At 66.5% G+C, this 19,179-nt stretch carries 17 protein-coding genes; 2 read left to right on the plus strand and 15 right to left on the minus strand.

Features of this window, described 5'->3' with window-relative positions; all coding sequences use genetic code 11:
• Positions 1–29 precede the first annotated feature (29 nt).
• The 13 genes from G341_RS0116790 to G341_RS0116855 all read right to left on the minus strand — a co-directional run bounded on the left by G341_RS0116790 (position 30) and on the right by G341_RS0116855 (position 13,491).
• The gene (locus G341_RS0116790) at positions 30–1,433 is read right to left on the minus strand and encodes an amidase (RefSeq protein WP_018180327.1); all 1,404 of its coding nucleotides are present in this window, start codon (positions 1,431–1,433) and stop codon (positions 30–32) included.
• A 20-nt stretch (positions 1,434–1,453) separates the two neighbouring features.
• Positions 1,454–2,797, minus strand: coding sequence for a hypothetical protein (locus G341_RS22345; RefSeq protein ID WP_018180328.1), 1,344 nt, complete (start codon positions 2,795–2,797; stop codon positions 1,454–1,456).
• Positions 2,798–2,963: 166 nt separating this feature from the next.
• Positions 2,964–3,593 (minus strand): hypothetical protein, encoded by a 630-nt coding sequence (locus G341_RS23115; RefSeq protein WP_245557029.1) that lies wholly within the window; start codon positions 3,591–3,593, stop codon positions 2,964–2,966.
• A gap of 78 nt (positions 3,594–3,671) precedes the next feature.
• A complete protein-coding gene (locus G341_RS23825; protein WP_018180330.1) occupies positions 3,672–3,815 on the minus strand; it encodes a hypothetical protein in 144 nt (47 codons plus the stop codon).
• A 515-nt stretch (positions 3,816–4,330) separates the two neighbouring features.
• Positions 4,331–4,936, minus strand: coding sequence for a hypothetical protein (locus tag G341_RS23120; protein WP_018180331.1), 606 nt, complete (start codon positions 4,934–4,936; stop codon positions 4,331–4,333).
• A 66-nt stretch (positions 4,937–5,002) separates the two neighbouring features.
• Positions 5,003–5,125 (minus strand): hypothetical protein, encoded by a 123-nt coding sequence (locus tag G341_RS24305; RefSeq protein WP_281171116.1) that lies wholly within the window; start codon positions 5,123–5,125, stop codon positions 5,003–5,005.
• 82 nt (positions 5,126–5,207) lie between these two features.
• On the minus strand, positions 5,208–5,846 hold the full coding sequence (locus tag G341_RS0116820) for a hypothetical protein (RefSeq protein ID WP_018180333.1): 639 nt from the start codon (positions 5,844–5,846) through the stop codon (positions 5,208–5,210).
• A gap of 399 nt (positions 5,847–6,245) precedes the next feature.
• A complete protein-coding gene (locus tag G341_RS24310) occupies positions 6,246–6,371 on the minus strand; it encodes a hypothetical protein (RefSeq protein WP_018180334.1) in 126 nt (41 codons plus the stop codon).
• Positions 6,372–6,644: 273 nt separating this feature from the next.
• On the minus strand, positions 6,645–7,643 hold the full coding sequence (locus tag G341_RS0116835) for an alpha/beta hydrolase (protein WP_018180335.1): 999 nt from the start codon (positions 7,641–7,643) through the stop codon (positions 6,645–6,647).
• A 172-nt stretch (positions 7,644–7,815) separates the two neighbouring features.
• Entirely contained in the window at positions 7,816–9,669 is a 1,854-nt protein-coding gene (locus G341_RS0116840) for an ABC transporter ATP-binding protein (RefSeq protein WP_018180336.1), read from the minus strand.
• Entirely contained in the window at positions 9,666–11,405 is a 1,740-nt protein-coding gene (locus G341_RS0116845; RefSeq protein ID WP_018180337.1) for an ABC transporter ATP-binding protein, read from the minus strand. Before G341_RS0116845 ends, G341_RS0116840 begins: the two co-directional genes overlap by 4 nt.
• Before the next feature lie 3 nt (positions 11,406–11,408).
• Complete coding sequence (gene ligD / locus G341_RS0116850; RefSeq protein WP_018180338.1) at positions 11,409–12,455, minus strand: non-homologous end-joining DNA ligase; 1,047 nt, start codon at positions 12,453–12,455, stop codon at positions 11,409–11,411.
• A 4-nt stretch (positions 12,456–12,459) separates the two neighbouring features.
• A complete protein-coding gene (locus G341_RS0116855; RefSeq protein ID WP_026303789.1) occupies positions 12,460–13,491 on the minus strand; it encodes an ATP-dependent DNA ligase in 1,032 nt (343 codons plus the stop codon).
• Between the two features lie 76 nt (positions 13,492–13,567).
• On the opposite strand from G341_RS0116855, the gene gluQRS reads away from it, so the two are divergent.
• Both gluQRS and G341_RS23125 read left to right on the plus strand, forming a co-directional pair.
• Positions 13,568–14,470 carry a tRNA glutamyl-Q(34) synthetase GluQRS gene (gluQRS, locus tag G341_RS0116860; protein ID WP_026303790.1) on the plus strand — a complete coding sequence of 301 codons (903 nt, stop codon included), beginning with the start codon at positions 13,568–13,570 and terminating at the stop codon, positions 14,468–14,470.
• A gap of 89 nt (positions 14,471–14,559) precedes the next feature.
• Positions 14,560–15,252: an RDD family protein gene (locus tag G341_RS23125; protein WP_018180341.1), complete on the plus strand. Its 693-nt coding sequence runs from the start codon at positions 14,560–14,562 to the stop codon at positions 15,250–15,252.
• Between the two features lie 60 nt (positions 15,253–15,312).
• Here the strand turns inward: G341_RS23125 and tgt are convergent, their stop codons facing one another.
• Together tgt and G341_RS24195 are read right to left on the minus strand one after the other, a co-directional pair.
• Positions 15,313–16,545 carry a tRNA guanosine(34) transglycosylase Tgt gene (tgt, locus tag G341_RS0116870; RefSeq protein ID WP_018180342.1) on the minus strand — a complete coding sequence of 411 codons (1,233 nt, stop codon included), beginning with the start codon at positions 16,543–16,545 and terminating at the stop codon, positions 15,313–15,315.
• 101 nt (positions 16,546–16,646) lie between these two features.
• Positions 16,647–19,172 (minus strand): MMPL family transporter, encoded by a 2,526-nt coding sequence (locus tag G341_RS24195; RefSeq protein ID WP_026303792.1) that lies wholly within the window; start codon positions 19,170–19,172, stop codon positions 16,647–16,649.
• Positions 19,173–19,179 lie beyond the last annotated feature (7 nt).

A 19,179-nucleotide genomic window follows, 5' to 3' on the forward strand; every position in this document is an offset into this window, starting at 1 on the left:
GCGAACGGATAATTCGGGCTGCAATCCGATCAGCCGGCGAGAGTGCGGAATCCGTTCTCGGGCTCCAGTTCGAACGCGGTCTCGAGCAGCGTCCGTTCGTCACCGTGGGCACCGGACAGCTGCACGCCGATCGGCAGGCCGTCGTCGGTGACGCCCAGCGGCAGCGAAATCGCCGGCGTCCCAGCGATATTCTGCAGTGGCGTAAATGCGACGTAGGCGCGCAGATTGCGGACCAAATCCTCGTACGGCTGATTCGGCGACAGGTGACCGATCCGCGGCGTCGTGTGCGCCAGGACCGGCGACAGCACCAGCTCGCGCTTGTCGTACATCGCCGCGACCTCCCGGGTCGCCCGACGCAGCCGCCGCAGGGCACCCGGCGTCCGAGTGAACTGCTTGCGATGCGCGGCCCGTAGGCCGGCCGTCAGACCGTCGGTCTTGGTGGAATCGAAGGACTTGTCCAGCAACAGTTTTCCGGTCGACGTCGCCAACTCCGCGGTGAGCGACCAATACTGCAGGAAGTCGTCGGCGAATTGCTGCGACACCGGCAGCGCGATCGGCTCGACGATATGTCCGGCCGCCTCGAGCGCGCGGGCGACGTTCTCGACTGCCGCCCGAGTCTGCGCGTCGACCGTCGCCGACTCATCGACGGTCTCCAGCAGCAGGCCGACGCGCAGCCGCCTCTTCGCCGGACCGAGCACCAGCCCGACCGGCGGCAGCGCCGGATTGCGCCAGAAGTCTTCGGCCGCAGCGAAATACGCCGCCGTGTCGCGCACGCTTCGGGTGAGCACCCCCTCGGAGATGATGTTGATCGGCAGATGTTTGGCGGTATCGCCGTCGCGATGACGTCCGCGGGTGGGCTTGAGACCAACCAGCCCGGCCGCGGCAGCCGGGATCCGGATCGAGCCGCCGCCGTCGTTGGCATGCGCGATCGGCAGGGCACCGGACGCCACCAGCGCGGCTGACCCGCCGGACGACGCACCCACCGAATAGTCGGTGTTCCAAGGGTTTACGCAGGCCGGCTCCGACCGGAACTCGGTCGAGGCGTTGAAGCCGAACTCCGGCAGCCGGGTCTTCCCCACGACCGTGACACCGCTGCTCAGCAACTGCTGCGTGACGATGTCGTCCTTGGCGGCCGGCTTGCCCCGAAAAGCCTCCGACCCCATGCCGGTCGGCAGCCCGGCCAGCACGGTGTTGTCCTTGATCGCAAACGGCACACCGTAGAGCGGAGCCCCCGTATCGGCGCCAATTCTAGGCTCCGGCAACAGGTCTCCGGACACCGCGTGCAGCACCGGGTCGACGCGGGCGATCCGCTCCAGCGCGGCCGCCGCGACCTCCTGCGGGCTCGCGGCACCCGATCGCACCAGCTCGGCCACGCCAACCGCGTCGAGCGTGCCGAGCGCGTCGTCGGTGAATGCAGAGATGCGTTCGGTCATCGGACTCCTAGCGTTGCGGATCAGGCGGGCTTGCGGTCCTCGACGTAGCAAACCGATCGCAGCACGTCATTGACGGTTGCGACGCCATAGAGGTTAGGCGCGTTGAGCACACCGAACGGCAACGGGATCAGCGCGAACGGGTTGATGACGCCGCCGATCGGCGTCACCACCGTGCCCAGCGCGCTCACTCCCAGGCCCCACGCATCCGCCATGAGCTGCGTCGATATCGCGTACGCGTAGTAGACGGCCGTCAGCCCGGTGGCCACCGGCAGTTGACTCAACGGCACGGTCCGCTTGTCCATCGAGGGGTCGTGGTTCTTGTGGTTGAGGCCGATGATCGAGTTCAGGATCGCGCCACCGGCGTACGGGACCAGCGTCATCGCATACGAGAGCACGGTCTCGATGGTGCTGAAGTCCTGCGGGTCGGCCGGAATGATTCCCTGCGGGACGGTCGCCAGCTTCATGAACTCCTGCAGCCGCGCCGTCCGATCGGTGATCATCGCCGCGTTCTTCGGGTCGGCCTTCTTCAGATAGTCGGAGGTGCGCGCGACGACCGTCGACATCGGCTGACTGCCAATCGACGGGCAGTTCTTGCGGTCCGCCAGCGCAATCTGGTCGGCGAAGCCCTTGAGCATGGCCGGCACGTGCTGGGTGAAATGCAGGTCCATGTCCGGCTTGCCGGCATGCTCCTTCTGCGACTGCGTGACTGACACGATGCAGGCGTTGGCGATCTGGTTAGTCAGCGTCTTGAAGATGAGGTTCATGCCCGCGGCGCCGAGCAGTAACGGCAGCGCGACCAGCGATCCGACGGAGATGACGCCGCCGATCGAGTAGATGTTCGGAATCGTCGAGTACAGCGTCATCGCCGGGATGTAGAAGCCGACGTAGAGATAGAGGTATGCGGTCTCGACGGCCTGGCTCAAGGTCAGGTTCTCCACCGAGATGCGAGCGCCCGACTGTCCGTTCTTGATGTTGAGCAGCTGGGCGACGATGTAGGTCGACAGCGGCTCGCGGTAGGTCATCATCGGGGTGCTCTGGTCGCCGCCCAGCCCGTACGGGTGGTTCGACACGGCCGTGTTCGCGATCCCGGTGGTCTGCATCGCGTGATGCGCCTGCGTCTTGAAGGCCTGCGCGTTGGCCTTCATCGCCGGCGGCAGGCTCGGCAGGAGCGAGTCGAACTGCGCATCGAAGATCTCGCCCAGCGTCGCGAACGCGGAGCCGACGCATTGCTTGGGCGCATTCGCGGGCGCGGGCGCGGTACCGGTCGCCGGGGCCGCGGTGGCCGGCGACTGTGCGGTGACCAGGACCAACGCGGTGGCGACGGCGGCAAGCAGGGCTACCGAGACTCGCTGGATTGAGCGCATACGGCTCATTGATTTCCCCCGAAGTTATAACTACCCGGTTTGAACCGGGGCAACTGACCCAGAAAGGCTAACCCGGCGAACGTAGCGATCGTAAGTAACTGGCGATTTCGCCCGGGCAAACGACAGGTGACTAGCACCAATCCACTTGCGACAGAGGATGCCTCGCCTACGTCGAAGCATCTGTAATACGTGAGCTCGCAGGATCGCTGCGGTGGACATGCATCGTCACCGGGCCGACCTTGTACTCACCCACCTGGCCGAACCCGAATCGCCGCGCGGCGCTGGCACCAATGCTGCGCGCGGCGGTCGCCATCCAGACGGCCGAACCCTCGCGGCGAGCCTCCGCGAACGCCGGGGCCAGCAGCCGTTCGCTGAGATCGGTTCCGCGCGCCCGCTCCGCATAGCCCGCTAGCACGATCTCCACATCGGGATGCGGCAGCCGCCCGGCGGCACATGCCCGCTTGAACTCGGCCAGCCGTTGCACGAATTCCGGATGCCGGCGCAGCAGCTCGATCGATCGCTGCTCGAACCCGCGATCAGGCGCCGACTGCAACGGCTCCGCCGGCGACCACACCACGACGCCGAGCAGCTCCGCACCGTCGAACCCACCGAGCACATAGCCGGCTCGCAGATGCTCGACGAGCTGGATCTCGATCAGCCAGCACTCGACCTCGCGATCATCCGCGCACTCGCCCAGCAGCCACCGATGCAGCGGGACCTCACGCAGCACCGGCAGCAGCAGATCGACCGCAAGGCCGAGTTCGTCAACGGCGAGCGCACGAACCTCAAACACCATGACCTCCACCTGCACCCTCGCTCGAGCCCGGACATGACGAACGGCCCCGCTTCCACGGGGCCGTTCGATGGCTTCCGACTACCCGGTGGTGCCGCTGCTACCGGTGCCGAGCAGGCTGCTGAGGCTGCCGGTTCCGCTGTCGCCACCGTCCCCGAGCAGCCCGCCGAGCAAGCCTCCGAGAATCGTGCCCAGGCCGCTGCCACTTCCGTCACCTAGTCGCATGATCTGTCCTTTCAGTTGCTTAGACCCTCGTTAAGGAGGGCTCGCTAAGCGTGACCCACGCCACTCAACTCCATGTGAGAAATTTTCAACACGTTATCTTTTCGTTATAAATTGCCCGGGCATAGTTCGCAAACCGCGCGAGCGCGCGTCCGAGCCGGCCGAATCGAGGCCGAGTCTTGCACCCAAACAACGAACGGCCCCGCTGGTCAGCGGGGCCGTTCGTCAAGCTTCCGACTACGGCGTGGTCGGAGGAGTAGTGCCGCCACCCAGGATGCTGCTCAGGCTGCCGGTATCCAGGCCCAGGCCGGACAGGATCGAGTCAAGGCTTCCGGTGGTTCCATCTCCAAGACGCATGTGCGTTCCCTTCATTTTCTAACTTGTTAGTTCGTTACCCCCGACTAGGAGAACGACAACAGCTTGGTTGTCTTAATGGACTTTATGTGTGAAATATCCAACATAGCTATCTCGTCGTTACCCAGTATTCGGTCATTCGCCCCAAAACTCGTGCCGGAGATTCATGCTGCCTCATATGGTTTGAGGTAGGCGTGCATCGTCACCGGGCCGACCGTGTACTCACCGACGGCTTCGAAACCGAACCGCGCTATCGAACTCGCCCCGATCTCGAGCGCGGCCGTTGCGAACCAAACACAGGCTCCAGCCCCGGTCGCCGCGTCGAGTACCGGAGCCATGAGCTTCGCCATCACATCGGTGGCACGGGCCCGCGGCGCCAGGCCGGCCAGCAGCATGGTGGCACTGCGCTGCGGGGGCGGGTTATCCATCGCGGCCCGGTGAAACTCCGCAAGGCGCTGCCGCAGCCCGGGGCGATGCTCTAAGAGTTCGATCGAGCGGCGCTGAAACTCCGGCTCGGACCTGGGCGCATACGGATCCGGCGGCGACCACGCGAGCACGCCCACCAGCTCGCCACGGTCGAAGCCGCCCAAGACGTATCCGGCCCGCAGCGACTCGATCAATTGCAGCTCGATCAACCAGCGCTGGACCTCGACATCATCGGCGCACTCGCCGAGCAACCACTCGTTCAACGGCGCCTCACGCAGCACTGGCGCCAGTACGTCGACGGCATCGGCGAGTTCGCCGACGCTCAACACCCGGACCTCACTCATCACAGAGCCTCCCGACGACAGCAAACGGCCCCGTCGAACTCGACGGGGCCGTCTGAAAGCCGTTTTCTACGCGCCGGACGACCCGAGCGCGCTGATGATGCCGCCGGTGCTGCTGTCGCTGCTACCGCTATTGACGGCGCTGATGATCGCGCCCAACAGGCTGCCGCTCAAAGAATCACTCTGGCGCATGGTGGTGTGTCCCTTCCGTAATGATTGTCACCTCAGTGTGACAATCGCCACATCTTAACCATTGGTTGACTCAGCGCACAAATTACTGAAGACCGTCAGATACGTTCAGCGGTTCGGCACCAGGCCAACGGTATATCCAGACCGTCGTGTCGGCCACCACGAATTCATCGACCTGGTGCGCGTCGAATCGCGCCGCGATATGCGCGGTGAAGGCCGGCACCGACGTCATCGTCGACACCCCGACCCCGGCCGCCCGGGCCGCCGCGAACGCGGGTTCCACCAACGCCTCGAGGATCCGCGCCCCGCGCTGCCCGGGCGCGAGCGCCGCCAGGTGAACGCAGGCGTCGCCGGGCGCGAGCTCATGCTCGCCGGCGATCCGGTTCATCTCCGCGAGCCGTTGCAGCGCGTCCGGCCGGGTCGTCAGCAGCTCCACCGATCGATCATGAAAATCAACCGGCACGCCCGTCGACGCCCATCCCGGCGGGGTCCAGATCGCCAGCCCGACCAGCTCGCCGCCCACCTCGGCCGCGTGGACGTTGCCGCCCGCTATCGCGTCGACCAGCTGCAGATCGACGATCCAGCGGCGTAGCACGGCGTCCTCCTCGGCGCCGGCCAGCCAAGCGAACAGCGGGATCTCGAAGAGGATCGGGCCAAGGAACTCGGCGACGCGGTCGGTCTCCGCCGCATCGACCGTGCGGAGCGTGAATTGTGGTGTATCCATCGTGCTCACAGTTTTACAAGCCGTGGCCCGACAACAAACGACCCCGTCGATATCGACGGGGTCGTTCGGGTCTTCGATCTGGTGCGAGCTACTGGCTGCTGCCCGTGCCGGCGAGCTGTGCCAGGGTCGAGACGCCCGAGATGATGTCTCCGATTGCGGTGCCCGCGGTAGCCACTGATCCACGCATCAATACGTTCCTTTCGTCGTTCTTACCGAGTCTTCGTCTGTGCGGCGGTGTCTGCACGGTCGTGCGAACCACCTATCGACGAGCCTTACTGAGTTGCCGTATTGCGGCAACCGGAACAGAAGGAACTACTCATCATGGTGCGAATTCTGGACTCCAGACAGCAAACGACCCCGCCGATACCGACGGGGTCGTTTGAAGCGTTAGGCGCAGAATCAGGCGGCGCTGCCCGAGCCGCCGCTGCTGCTGCCACTGTCGCCACCGAAGATGCTTGCCAGGCCGTTGACGCCCTGGATGATCTGCTCGATCGAGGTGGTGGCGGTGCTGATGGATCCACGCATGGATTCGTACCTTTCGTTTTGGGTGGAGCCGACAGGCGAAGTGCCGGCCGACGAGAGGCCCCCCGACCGGCCCGCGCGCCGTCCCTGTGATGTGCCTCGCAGAGTAACCTAACTGTGATGTTAAAAAAGTTCAACCTGGGTCGGACAATATAAAAAGTATCTGGGGCAATTGACCCACATCGGGCCCTGTTGACCGCCCCGCAGACGGCGGACGACCCCGCCGACATGGTCGACGGGGTCGTTCGAGTGACTTATGGCGTCAGCCGGCGCTGATCAGCCGACGATCCCCCGCGAGAGGATCGGCCACGACTTGTGCAGCTCGTCCTGCCAGTAGCCCCACGAGTGGGTACCGACAGCCGGGAAATCGACGGTGGCCGGGATCTTCAGGTCCGCGAGACGCTGCGCCAGGTTCTGGGTGCAGATGCGGGTCGCCGCCTCGATGCCGCCGCCGAGCGCGACCCGGTCGATGTAGTCATCGACGCTCTGGAACTGGTTCGGCGAGTCATGCGGGCCGGGCAGGCCGGTGCCCGCCGACAGGTACAGGCGGGTGCCGCGGAGCTTGGCCGCATTCACCACCGGGTCGTGGTCGACCCAGCCGGCGCTGTTGTATGGCCCCCACATGTTGGTGGCCTTCGTGCCGCCGCGGCCCTCGACGACCAGACGGACGTAGGTCTGCCCCTCCGGTGTCGACGTCGACGCGCAGCCGCTGTAGGCGCCGACCGCACTGAACAGCTTCGGGTACTCGATCGCCAGGTTCAGCACCGAGGTGGCCGACGTGGAGATGCCGGCGAGGATGTTCTTGCCCGAGGTCTTGAACTTCGCGTTGAACGCCGGCGGCAGCTCTTCGCCGAGGAACGTCGACCACTTGTAGATGCCGAGCTTCGGGTCGGTCTTCTCCCAGTCGGTGTAGTAGCTGTAGATGCCCTTCTCCGGCACGACCACCCACACGTTCTTCTGCGCGAAGAAGTTGATGATGTCGGTATTGGCGAACCAGTTGGCGCTGTCCTCGCCGCCACCGGCCCCGTTGAGCAGGTAGAAGACGCCGCGCGGCTTGCTGGTGTCCTTCGGCTTCAGGACCGACAGGGGGATGTCCCTGTTCATCGACGCCGAGTGGACGATGACCGACATGGACGTCGGACCCGTCGACGTGGTCGAGACGATCTGGGTGCCCCCTTGCGGAGCAGCCAGCGCCGGTGCGGCCACACCGGCGCTTCCGAGGACGGTACTGACCACCGTCGCCCCGATTAGCGCCCCGATCGGACGTAGCTTCATGAACAACTCCTGTCAAAAAATTCGAACCCAGCGTTTGGGTTCTTCAAGTCACACGTTGGCAGAACAGTAACCGCACTCACTACCGTCGCGAAAGGTCTGTTGCTCAATTGTTGGGCAACTGTAAAGCGCGGCGGAGACGTACTGGGTCATCCGACCCAGGTCAGGGGCATATCTATCCACTGACACCGGCTCCGTGGATCGCCGAAAAATGTCCGCGAGTATTGAGCAGCTCTCGCAGTGTCCCACGCTGAACGATCTGACCGTCGGCGAGCACGGCAACCTCGTCGGCCGCGGCGAGCGTCGACATCCGGTGCGTGACGACGATCGTCGTCGTCGTGTCACGCAGCGCCGACAGCCCGCGCTGGATCAGCAGCTCCGATCGCGGGTCCGCGGCGCTGGTGGCCTCATCGAGGATGAGGATGCGTGGCCGGGCGGCGAGCGCGCGCGCCACCGTGATCAGCTGTCGCTCGCCAGCGCTGACACCCGCACCGTCGCCGGTCAACACCGTCGATCCGGGCACCCGGTCGAGGATCTCGGCGATCTGGCTCAGGTCCTGCGGGTGGGCTCCGTCGGCACCGAACGCGATGTTCTCCTCGGCGGTCCCGGACATCAGCCATGGCTCCTGCGTCACCACGGCCATCTGACTGCGCACCTCCGACCGGGTCTGGCCGGCGATGTCGACGCCGTCGATGAGGATCCGGCCCGACCAGGGATCGTGGAACCGCTGCAGCAGCGCGGTGATCGTCGTCTTGCCCGCGCCGGTCTCGCCGACGAGCGCGATGGTGTGGCCGGGCTGCACCGTCAACGAGAAGTCCCGCAACACCGCGCCCTCGGACTCATCGCCCTCGGTCGGACGGCCGTAGCCGAACACCAGGTTCTCGAAGGTGATCTCCGGCGGCGAGACATGTCGTGCCGCCACCTCGACCGGCGGATCGTCGACGGCCGGCGCGGCCTCGTCGGGCCGGCTGAGGAAGTCGGTCACCCGACCCAGCGACACCAGGCCCGACTGCACCCGGGACGCTACGCCGGACAGATCGCTGAGCGGCGTGGACAGCTGGCTGGCAAACAGCACCACCGCCTGCAGCGCGCCCAGCGTGATCGCCCCGTCCAGCATCCGGAAGGCGCCGACCACCGCGACGACGACGAATATCAACGCGTTGCACAGCGTGAGCGTCGGCGACATGGCGCCGCTCCAGGTCTGCCCGCTGCGGGAGGCGTGCCGCAGCCGATCGTTCAGCACGTCGAACTCGGCGGCCACCGATTCGGTGGCGCCGTAGGCCACGATGGTGCTGCGCGCCGAATACGCGTCCTCGACGTGCCCGGACAGTTCGGCCGTCGTCTGCCACTGCCGCCGCAGATGCGGCGTCGCCCGCCGCACGATCAGGAAGATCGCCACCGCGGCTACCGGGATGCCGGCCAGCACGATTCCGCCGAACAGCGGCGAGACCAGCAGTAGCGCAACGGATATCGCAAGCACGGTGAGGACGATGACCGGCAGCTGCACGAACAGCGGCCCGATGACGCCCGACAGGTTGTCGATGTCGTTGGTGGCCGCGGACAGCACCTCGCCGCGGCGCGCGCCGGTGAACTCGTCGATCGGCAGCCGATGCAGCTTGGCATTCACGCGGGTCCGCAGCCGTTGAACCGCCTGCTGGACAACACCGTTCAGAATCAGACCCGATCCTGCGCGGCCGGCCGACCCGAGCAGATACAGCACCGCGGACACCGCTGCCAGCTTCCACAGGAGTGGCCAGTCGATGCCATGCCCCGGCAGCGCGCCGCTGGTGTTCACCAGGTTCGCGATGGACCCGTGCCCCTCTGCCCGCAGCCGCGCGACCAGCTCGGCGCGGGTCTCGTTGCCGTTGAACATCTTTCCGAGAATTCCGGAGAAGATGACGTTCGTCATCTTTGCGAGCACCAACGGGACGATCACCGTCGCGATGGTCGACATCACCGACAGCACCAACGCGAACCACAGTCGCCGATCGCGACCGACGAGTCCGCCGACCCGGCCCCACGCGCTCATCGGACGACCCCCGACTGCGCTTCGACCATCTCCCGGTACGGGCGGCATCGATCCAGCAGCCACAGATGGTCGCCCGTCGCCACCAGCCGCCCGCCGTCGACGACCGCTATCCGATCGGCCACCCGGGCCATGGTGATCTGTTGTGCCGCAACGATGATGGTCGACTCGGACGCCGCTCCTCGCAGGTTCTTCAGCACGCTGGTCGCGGTGCGCGGATCCATTGCGGAGAATCCGTCGTCGATGACATACACCTGCGGTCCGCGCAGCACCGCCCGGGCCAACGCCAGCCGCTGTCGTTGACCGCCGGAGAAATTGCCTCCGGCCTGGCCGACCTCGGCCGTCAGTCCGCCGCGCTCGCGGACGAAGTCGGCAGCCGCGGTCACCTCCAGCGCCGACCACAGATCGTCGTCGGAGGCGTCCTTGGCCGCGAGCCGCAGATTGCCGGCCACCGTTCCGGAGATCAGCGAACCGTCCTGGCTCACATAGGAGATCCGCTCCCGCAGGTCGGGCATCGACCAGCTGCGCAGATCGACGCCGCCCGCCCGGACCGCGCCGGCGGTCGGATCCACCAGCCGCGGCAGCAGCGCCAACAGCGTCGACTTGCCGCTCGCCGTACCGCCGACCACGACTGTCACCTCACCGGCCGCACAGGTGAAGCTGACGTCCGACACGGCGGCGAGTTCGGCACCCGGGTATTGCACCGTGGCACCGACGAATTCGATCGGGGCCGCGAAGGTCGGTCGGTTGCCGGCCGGCCCGGACACCGTGTCGGTGTCGGTCTCCAGCACGTCGGCGATCCGACTGGCGCTCGCCTGCGCCTGCGGGATCACGGCGGCGGCCGCCATCAGCATCGTCACACCGCCGACGACCTGCACCAGATATCCCGAGAACGCGGTCAGCTCACCGATCGTCAGGTGCCCGCTGTCGATCAGCTTGGCGCCCACCAGGTTCGTCACCACCATTGTCAGGTTCGCGACGACCAGCACCACCGGCATCAGCAGCGCCTGCAACGCCCCGACCCGTCGCATGAGCGCAGTGAGTCGCTCGTTCGACTCGGCGAATCGCGCCGACACCAGCTTCTCCCGGCCGAACGCGCGGATCACCTGGGTGCCGGAAAGCTGCTCCCGCAAGGAATGATTGAGCCCGTCGACCGCCTGCCGCGATTGCACCGCGAGCGGCGTGATGCGGGCGATGAATATCCCGACCACGATCGCCATCAGAATGGCCGCCACCGCGATCACCGGCGACATGCGTACCGACATCCGCAGCGACATCACGATCGCGCCGATCGTGATGAGCGGGCCCGTGGCCGCAACCGTGTTCACCATGAACACCGACTGCTGGGTCACGGTCACGTCCTGCATCGTCCGCGTCATCATGCTGGAAGTGCCCAGCCGGTGGAACTGATTGGCCGACAACGTCATCGAATGTCGATAGAGCCGCGACCGCAGATCCTTGGCCACGCCGGTCGACAGGCGCGACCCCAGCGCGACCGCCGCCATCGAGCCGACGAAGTTCACCACGGCGACCGCGAACATCACGGCGCCGACCCGCTCGACATACGGGATGTCCCCCGCGACAACACCGTTGTCGATGATCAGCGAGTTGAGCGTCGGCTGCACCAGGCCCGCGATCATCGCCACGACCTGCGCCACCATCACCCCGGTGAACAGCCACCGGCGCTGTTTGATCGCATCCGTCAGCAGCTTTCCGAATGCACCCCCGAATCTCCCCATGATTCAGGCGTCTGGTTCCGGGTCGGGGCGGGCGCGGCTCGGCTGCACCCGCTTGGGTTCACCGGGCATCTTCGGATAGCTGGGCGGATACGGCATGTCACCGAGGCCGTCGGCCTCGTCCCGGGCGACCATCTCCAGCAGCGGCTCCAGGCCGGTCCGATGAGATGCCATGTCGGCCATCGGGTCTCCGCGCCGCTCCAGCAGCGCCGGCACGGTGGCCATGGTGAAGTCCTCGACCTCCACATCGGCGAGCTCATCCCACGACACCGGCGTTGACACAGTGGCGGCCGGAGTGCGGCGCACCGAGTACGGCGCCGCCATCGTCCGGTCGCGCGCGTTCTGATTGAAGTCGATGAAGATGCGCTCGCCTCGTTCCTCTTTCCACCATGAGGTGGTCACGCCAGTCGGGTCGCGCCGTTCCAGCTCGCGGGCCAGCGCAATGACAGCCCGCCGGGTCTGGATGAAGTCCCACTTCTGCTCGATCGGAACATAGACATGCAGCCCGCGACCGCCGGAGGTCTTCGGGAAGCCCATCATGCCCAGCTCATCGAGGAGCGGTCGCAGCACCTGCAGTGCAACGCGTTTGGCGTCGCCGAGGTCGGTACCGGGCTGGGGATCGAGGTCGATGCGCAGCTGGTCGGGATGTTCGTTGTCGGGCGCGATGGTCGGCCACGGGTGAAAGGTGACGGTCCCCAGATTCGCCGCCCACACTATGTCGGCGGCGCACGTGGTGCGGATCGCGTCGGCGGTACGGCCGGACGGAAAGGTCACCGTGGTGGACTGCACATGGTCGGGTCGTTTTGCGGCAACCCGCTTCTGGTAGATCTCCTCGCCCTCGATGCCGTCCGGGAACCGCTGCAGGAAGGTCGGCCGATCGCGCAGCGCGTCGAGCAGCGCCCCCTGCAGGGCCACGGTGCGGTAGTACCCGACGAGGTCGCGTTTGCGCCCGCCGCTCTCCCCGAGTTGCGGGAAATAGATCTTGTCCGGGTTGGACATTCGCACGGCGATGCCGTCGACATCCAGCTCCTCGGCCGGTGATCGTGATGCCACTTTGTCATGCCTCCAAGACGTCGTGGACGTCATACGTCAGGGGCACCTCGAGTTGCTCGTAGCCGCATGACTCCGGGTCCCGGTCGGGCCGCCAGCGCTGAAACTTCACCGTGTGCCGGAACCGGTCACCCTCCATCTGGTCGTAGCCGAACTCGGCCACCAGCTCCGGCCGGATCGGGATCCACTGCGCCGACCCCTTCTCCTTCCACCGGCTCGGCTCCCCCTCGGCGACGTGGTCCGGATCGACCCGCAACTGCTCCAATTGCTGTTGCAGCTCAATCCGTTTGGCGTCGGAGAAGGCACTCGATCCACCGACCATCCGCAGCTCGCCATCGCGGTACAGCCCGAGCAGCATCGAGCCGAGCCCGGTGCCGCTCTTGTGGATTCGGTAGCCGATGATCACGCAGTCCGCGGTGCGCTTGTGCTTGACCTTGACCATCTCACGCTTGCCCGGCAGATAGTGCCCGTCGAGCCGCTTGCTGACGACACCGTCCAGCCCCGCCCCCTCGAACTGGGTGAACCAGTCGATGGCCGTCATCGCGTCGGTGGTCACCCGGCTGACCCGGCAGCGGCCGGCGCCGGGGACGGCCTCCAGCAGCGCGCCGCGGCGGACCGACAACGGCTCCGACATCAGATCGCGGTCACCGAGGGCCAGCGCGTCGAACCCGATGAACATCGCCGGCGTCTGCTCGGCGAGCATCTTCACCCGCGACTCGGCCGGATGGATGCGCTGGCTCAGCGAGTCCCAGTCGAGCCGGCGCACCCCGTTGATCGACTTCTCGACGGCGATCTCTCCGTCGAGCACCACCCGCGGTGGCAGCTCGTCGCGGACCGCCTCAATCAGCTCGGGGAAGTATCGGCCCAGCTCCTTGCCGTTGCGGGAGCCGATGACGACCTCGTCGCCGTCCCGAAAAATCAACGCCCGAAAGCCATCCCACTTCGGCTCATGCGACCACTGCACCCCATCGGACGACGGGACCACGGTCGCCGCCTTGGCAAGCATCGGCGACACCGGAGGCATCACGGGCAAATCCACGTCGTCCATCTTGGCATCTGGCCCCAGCGCGGACAGCAACAATCCACCGCCGTGCCCGGATCGTTAGGCTGACCAGGTGAATGGCAGGTACGCGCCCTCACCGTCGGGGCGATTGCATATCGGCAATCTGCGTACCGCGATGCTTGCCTGGCTGCTGGCGCGCAGCAGTGGCCGCGGCTTCCTGCTCCGGTTCGAGGATCTGGATCGGGTCGCCCGCGGCGCCGAGGACACCCAGCTCGCCGACCTGGCGGCGATCGGCATCGACTGGGACCTGCCGGTGCTCCATCAGTCCGCCCGTGGCGGCGCCTACGACGACATCATCGATGATCTGCGCGGCCGCGGACTGACCTACGAATGCTATTGCACCCGAAGGGAAATCCTCGAGGCAGCGAGCGCGCCGCATCAGCAGTCGGCGCCCGACGGCGCATACCCCGGCACCTGCCGCGGCCTGACCGACGCCGAACGCGCTGCCAAGGCGGCCGGCGGTCGTCCCCCGGCGATCCGGCTCCGCGCCGAGGCAACCACGTTCACCGTGCACGACCAGTTCCACGGGGCGTACACCGGCGCGGTCGACGACTTCGTGCTCCGCCGCGGCGACGGCACCCCGGCCTACAACCTCGCGGTGGTCGTCGATGACGCCCACCAGCAGGTGGATCAGGTGGTCCGCGGGGATGACCTGCTCAGCTCCGCGCCGCGGCAGGCGTATCTCGCGAGCCTGCTCGGTCATCCCGTGCCGACCTACGCGCATGTCCCGATGATCCTCAACACCGACGGCATCCGGCTGGCCAAACGCGACGGCGCGATCACCCTGCCGGAGTTGGCCGACCGCCGCTGGCCCGTCGGCCGGGTGGTATCGGTTCTGGCCGCATCGCTCGGCCTGCCGGCTCGGGAGTCGACGGCCGACCTGCTCGCCGATTTCGATCCCGCCGCACTCCCGCAAAAGCCCTGGCTGATCGATATCGACACGGTCTTCGCCTGACCGCTTCGTCCTGTTCATCGACGTTCACTCCACTACACTCGGCCCGGTCATTCCACGCGGCGCCAGCAGCCGACGACCCAGAGGACCTCATGAGCGCACCGACCCCGCCGCCCGGCGATCAGAACCCCGAGCAGCCCGGGCAGGCACCCGACTACGGGCAGGCACCACCGCCGCCCCCGGCTTACGGCCAGACGCCGCCCGCCTACGGCCAGACGCCGCCCGCGTACGGCCAGCCCGGCCAGGATCCGAATCAGCAGTACGGCTACCAGCAGCCCGGCGCCTACCCGCCGCCCCCGGGTGGCTTCCCGCCGCCGCCCGGCAGCTACGACGCCGGCTACGCCCCGGCACCCGGTTACGCGCAGCCGGCCACCCTCGGGACTCGGTTCGGCGCCCGCCTGATCGACGGACTGATCATCGGCATCCCGCTGGCGATCATCTTCAACGTGCTGATCGGGGCGGCGGTCGACAACGGCGGCACCGGCGTCGTCATTTGGCTGCTCGACCTGATCGTGCAGCCGCTGATCATCACCTCGTACTACGCGTACATGGAGTCCAACAGCGGTCAGACGTTCGGCCACAAGTGGCTCGGCATGAAGACCGTGCAGTACAGAACGGGTCAGCTGCTGACGTTCAACGACTCGTTCAAGCGCAATATCGTGCTCTACATCCCGATCATCGGGTTCATCATGTTCATCATCGGCGCTGTGACGATCAACAGCGATCCCGAGAAGCGCGGGTTCCACGACAAGCTGGCCGACTCGCAGGTCCTCAAGGTCTCCTGACCCGACGCGTTACCACTACGCGGGTAACGGCCCGCTCTCCGGCCCCGCCGGAGGGCGGGCCTACTTCGATCCCGCGTAGTACCGGCCGAGGAACTCGGCCTTGAAGTCGGCATAGGTGCCGTCGACGATCGCCTGACGCGCCTTGTCGACCAGGCTGACGATGAAGTGCTCGTTATGGATGGTGCAAAGCGTCGCCGCCAGTCCCTCCTTCGCCTTGAACAGGTGATGAATGTAGGCCCGGCTGTATTGCGTTGTGTAGTTCTGCATTTCGGGATCGAGCGGCCCGAAGTCGGCGCGATAGCGGCTGTTGGTCACGTTGTACCGCCCGTCCAGCGAATAGATCGCGCCGTTGCGCGCCACCCGCGACGGTGACACGCAGTCGAAGGTGTCGATGCCGTTCTCGATCGCGACGAAGATGTCGTCCGGCTCGCTGATCCCCAGCAGATGCTTGGCCCGGTTCTCGGGGAGCTCCTCATTGACCCAGCCCACGATCGTTCCCAGATTCGCCTTTTCCAACGCGCCGCCGATGCCGTAGCCGGCGAAGCCGCGGCCGCCGTTCTCCCGGTCGGCCAGGTCGAGCGCGCTCAGGTCGCGAGCGGCCTTGCGGCGCAGGTCCTCATACTGTGCGCCCTGGATGACGCCCCACAGCGCCTGCGGCGGCCGGTGGGTGCGCTCGGCGCTGAGCCGGTTGTGTTCGGCCAGGCAGCGGATGGCCCACAGCCGGGTGCGCTCGAGCGAATTCTCCTGATAGCCGCGCGTATTCATCAGCGTGGTCAGTTCGTCGAACGCGAAGATGATGTCGGCGCCCAGCTGATGCTGGATCTGCATCGACACCTCGGGGGTGAATCGGTGCTTCGATCCGTCCAGATGCGACTTGAAGGTGACGCCGTCGTCGTCGACCCGGGACAGACGCTCCTTGCCCTCGGCGATCCGGTCGTCGTCCTCCTGGCCGGAGACATCCATAGAGATGACCTTCTTGAACCCGGCTCCCAGCGACATCACCTGGAATCCGCCGCTGTCGGTGAACGTCGGCCCCGGCCAGTTCATGAACTTTCCGAGCCCGCCTGCCTGATCGACGATCTGCGGACCCGGCTGCAGGTACAGGTGGTAGGCGTTGGCCAGCACCGCCTGCGCACCAAGGTCTTTCACCGATTCCGGCAGCACGGTCTTGACGGTCGCCTTGGTCCCGACCGGCACAAAGGCCGGGGTCGCGATCACGCCGTGCGGTGTCGTGATGGTGCCGGCGCGGCCGCGGGTGCCCGCCAGGGTGGACCCGATCTCGAAGTCGCTCACCGGCAGATTGTCCCAAGCCGACTCAAACCGTGGGAAATACGGGGTCCCGTGGACGTATCGTCCACGGGACCCCGGTATACCCACGGTTTGAGCAGCGCTCGCTACCGCTGTGAACCGACCAGCTCGGGCTCGGCCGCCGCCGCGTCCCGGGCTTCGATGTGCTTGCGCAGCTTCTCGCCCTCGACGTCGACATTCGGCAGGATCCGGTCGAGCCAGCTCGGCAGCTTCCAGGCCCGATCACCCAGCAACGACAGCACCGCCGGAATGATCATCATGCGGACCACGAACGCGTCGAGCAGCACCGCGAACGCCAGGGCGAAGCCCATCGCCTTGATGAACACCGCGTCCTGCAGCATGAAGCCGGCGAACACGCTGATCATGATGGTCGCGGCCGCCGCGACCACCCGGGCGCCATGCCGGAAGCCCTGCACCACTGCGGTTTTCGCGTCGGCGCCGTGCACGTATTCCTCGCGCATTCGGGTCACCAGGAACACCTGGTAATCCATCGCCAGCCCGAACACCAGGCCGATCAGCATGATCGGCAGGAAGCTGACGATCGGCTGCGGATTGCCGATCAGACCGAGGTGGCCTTCCTGGAAGATCGCCACCGTCGTGCCGAACGCCGCCAGCACGCTGAGCAGGAAGCCCAGGGCCGCGGTCAGCGGCACCAGCACCGACCGGAACACGATCATCAGCAGCACGAAGGCCAGGCCGACGACGATCATCAGGTACGGAATCAGTGCATCGGACAGCCGCGACGACACGTCCAGCTCGATCGGGGTCTGGCCGGTGACGCCGTAGCTGACGCCGGTCTGATCGTGGAGGGCGCCTTCGGATGCGCGGATCGCGTGGACCAGATTCTCGGTCGCCTTTTCACCCGGTCCGGAGATCGGGACGACGTTGATCTGCAGCGTGTCGCCGACCGGAACGGTCGACAAGGTCGCCGCCGGGGCGGTCCCCGACATCACGGCCTTGATGAACTGCTCCTGCCCGCCGATCGGGGTGGCTCCCCGGTCGGCCGCGTTGGCGGCGCTGTCCTTCGCGGCCATCACATACCCGGTCTTGCCGTCGGCGGTGGGCGCGACGTCCGGCAGCTGCCGGATCGTGTCCATCACCTTGTTGTAGGCGGCCGCACGCTGCTGGTTCTGCACCGCGGGGTCCGGGTTGGTGATCCCGCTGCCGTCGACGATGAGCGTGATCGGACCGTTCTGGCCCTTGCCGAAGTTGTCACCCACCAGGTCGTATGCCTGGCGCTGCGTGGTCTTCGGGTCGCCGGTGCCGTCGTTGGGCAGGGCCAGCTTGAGCCCGCCGATCGGAATCGCCAGCAGCGCAAGGAGAACCACGCCGCCGATCAGCGGCGCCACCGGATGCTTGACCACCGTGCGGACCCAGCGGAATCCGTTCGAGTCGCGCTCGGACTTGCCCGCCGCATACTCCTCCGGTCCACCGGCGTCCGGCGGGTTGAGGAACTTGATGCGGCCGGCGAACGCCTTGCTCTTCAGGATGCCCAGCAGTGCCGGCGTCATCGTCAGCGCGATCAACACGGCGATGAACACCGTGGCGGCCGCGGCCAAGCCCATCTTGGTGACGAACGGAATGTTGACGATCGACAGCGCGGCGAGCGCGATGATCACCGTCATGCCGGCGAACACCACCGCCGAGCCCGACGTGCCGACCGCCCGGCCGGCGGCTTCTTCGCGGTTGCCCGTGACGGCGTATTCGTGTCGATACCGGGACAGGATGAAGAGCGAGTAGTCGATGCCGACCGCGAGGCCGATCATCGTCGCCAACATCGAGGTGTCCGAACTGATGTCGGTGAAGGCGCTCATCGCGGTGACACCGGTGATGCCGATGCCGACACCGATCAGCGCGGTGACGATCGGCATGCCGAACGCGATCATCGAGCCGAACGTGATGATCATGACGATCGCCGCCACGGCGATACCGATCATCTCCGAGCTGCCGCCGCCATCGTTGGAACTGATTGCGCTGCCGCTGTATTCGACGCGCATGCCGGCCGACTTCATCGGGGCCGCGGCATCCTTGATCTGCTTCTGCTCGCTCTTGGTGACGTCAGCGGAGTGCTTGTAGTCGAATCCGGCCTCGAAGTAGGCGGTGGTCCGGTCCGGGCTGATCGTGGCGGTCGCGTCGGCGATCGCCCGCTGCTGCGCCGGATCCTCCCCGAGGCGCGCCGACTCCGCCTGACCGAGCCGCGCGTTGTCGGCCTGCGTCTGCGGATTCATCGGATCCTTGACGGCCGAGCCGGCGGCGTCCGGTTGTCCACTCGCACTGAACTTCTCGACCTTCGGCAGGCCGTTGATGTTCGCGATGGTGTCGCCGATCGCCGCGCGGTACTGCGGCTCGTCGAGCGTGTGCCCGGCCGGCGCCTGGAAGACGTAGCGCGCCGACGTGTCCGAACCGAAGTCCTTCGATCCGGGGAAGCGCTCCTTCATCAGGTTCTGCGCCTTCTCGGAGCTGACGCCCGGAATCGAGAACGCCTCGCTGGACGGCTTCGAGATGGTCGCCGCCAGTGTGCCGACCAGAATCAGCGCGGCGATCCACCCCGCGGCGACCGCAAAGCGGTGCCGAAAGGCCCACTTTCCGATCCGATACAAATACGTGGCCATGGCCATC

The organism is Jongsikchunia kroppenstedtii DSM 45133 (assembly GCF_000380485.1).
Taxonomy (GTDB): domain Bacteria; phylum Actinomycetota; class Actinomycetes; order Mycobacteriales; family Mycobacteriaceae; genus Jongsikchunia; species Jongsikchunia kroppenstedtii.

Coding starts and splice junctions, on each gene's coding strand:
- G341_RS0116820 (WP_018180333.1), bottom strand. CDS start 5,846: ATGGATACACCACAATTCACGCTCCGCACGGTCGATGCGGCGGAGACC.
- G341_RS24195 (WP_026303792.1), bottom strand. CDS start 19,172: ATGGCCACGTATTTGTATCGGATCGGAAAGTGGGCCTTTCGGCACCGC.
- G341_RS23115 (WP_245557029.1), bottom strand. CDS start 3,593: ATGGTGTTTGAGGTTCGTGCGCTCGCCGTTGACGAACTCGGCCTTGCG.
- G341_RS24310 (WP_018180334.1), bottom strand. CDS start 6,371: ATGCGTGGATCCATCAGCACCGCCACCACCTCGATCGAGCAGATCATC.
- G341_RS23825 (WP_018180330.1), bottom strand. CDS start 3,815: ATGCGACTAGGTGACGGAAGTGGCAGCGGCCTGGGCACGATTCTCGGA.
- G341_RS22345 (WP_018180328.1), bottom strand. CDS start 2,797: ATGCGCTCAATCCAGCGAGTCTCGGTAGCCCTGCTTGCCGCCGTCGCC.
- G341_RS0116790 (WP_018180327.1), bottom strand. CDS start 1,433: ATGACCGAACGCATCTCTGCATTCACCGACGACGCGCTCGGCACGCTC.
- G341_RS23120 (WP_018180331.1), bottom strand. CDS start 4,936: ATGAGTGAGGTCCGGGTGTTGAGCGTCGGCGAACTCGCCGATGCCGTC.
- G341_RS0116840 (WP_018180336.1), bottom strand. CDS start 9,669: ATGAGCGCGTGGGGCCGGGTCGGCGGACTCGTCGGTCGCGATCGGCGA.
- G341_RS23125 (WP_018180341.1), top strand. CDS start 14,560: ATGAGCGCACCGACCCCGCCGCCCGGCGATCAGAACCCCGAGCAGCCC.
- G341_RS0116845 (WP_018180337.1), bottom strand. CDS start 11,405: ATGGGGAGATTCGGGGGTGCATTCGGAAAGCTGCTGACGGATGCGATC.
- G341_RS24305 (WP_281171116.1), bottom strand. CDS start 5,125: ATGCGCCAGAGTGATTCTTTGAGCGGCAGCCTGTTGGGCGCGATCATC.
- G341_RS0116835 (WP_018180335.1), bottom strand. CDS start 7,643: ATGAAGCTACGTCCGATCGGGGCGCTAATCGGGGCGACGGTGGTCAGT.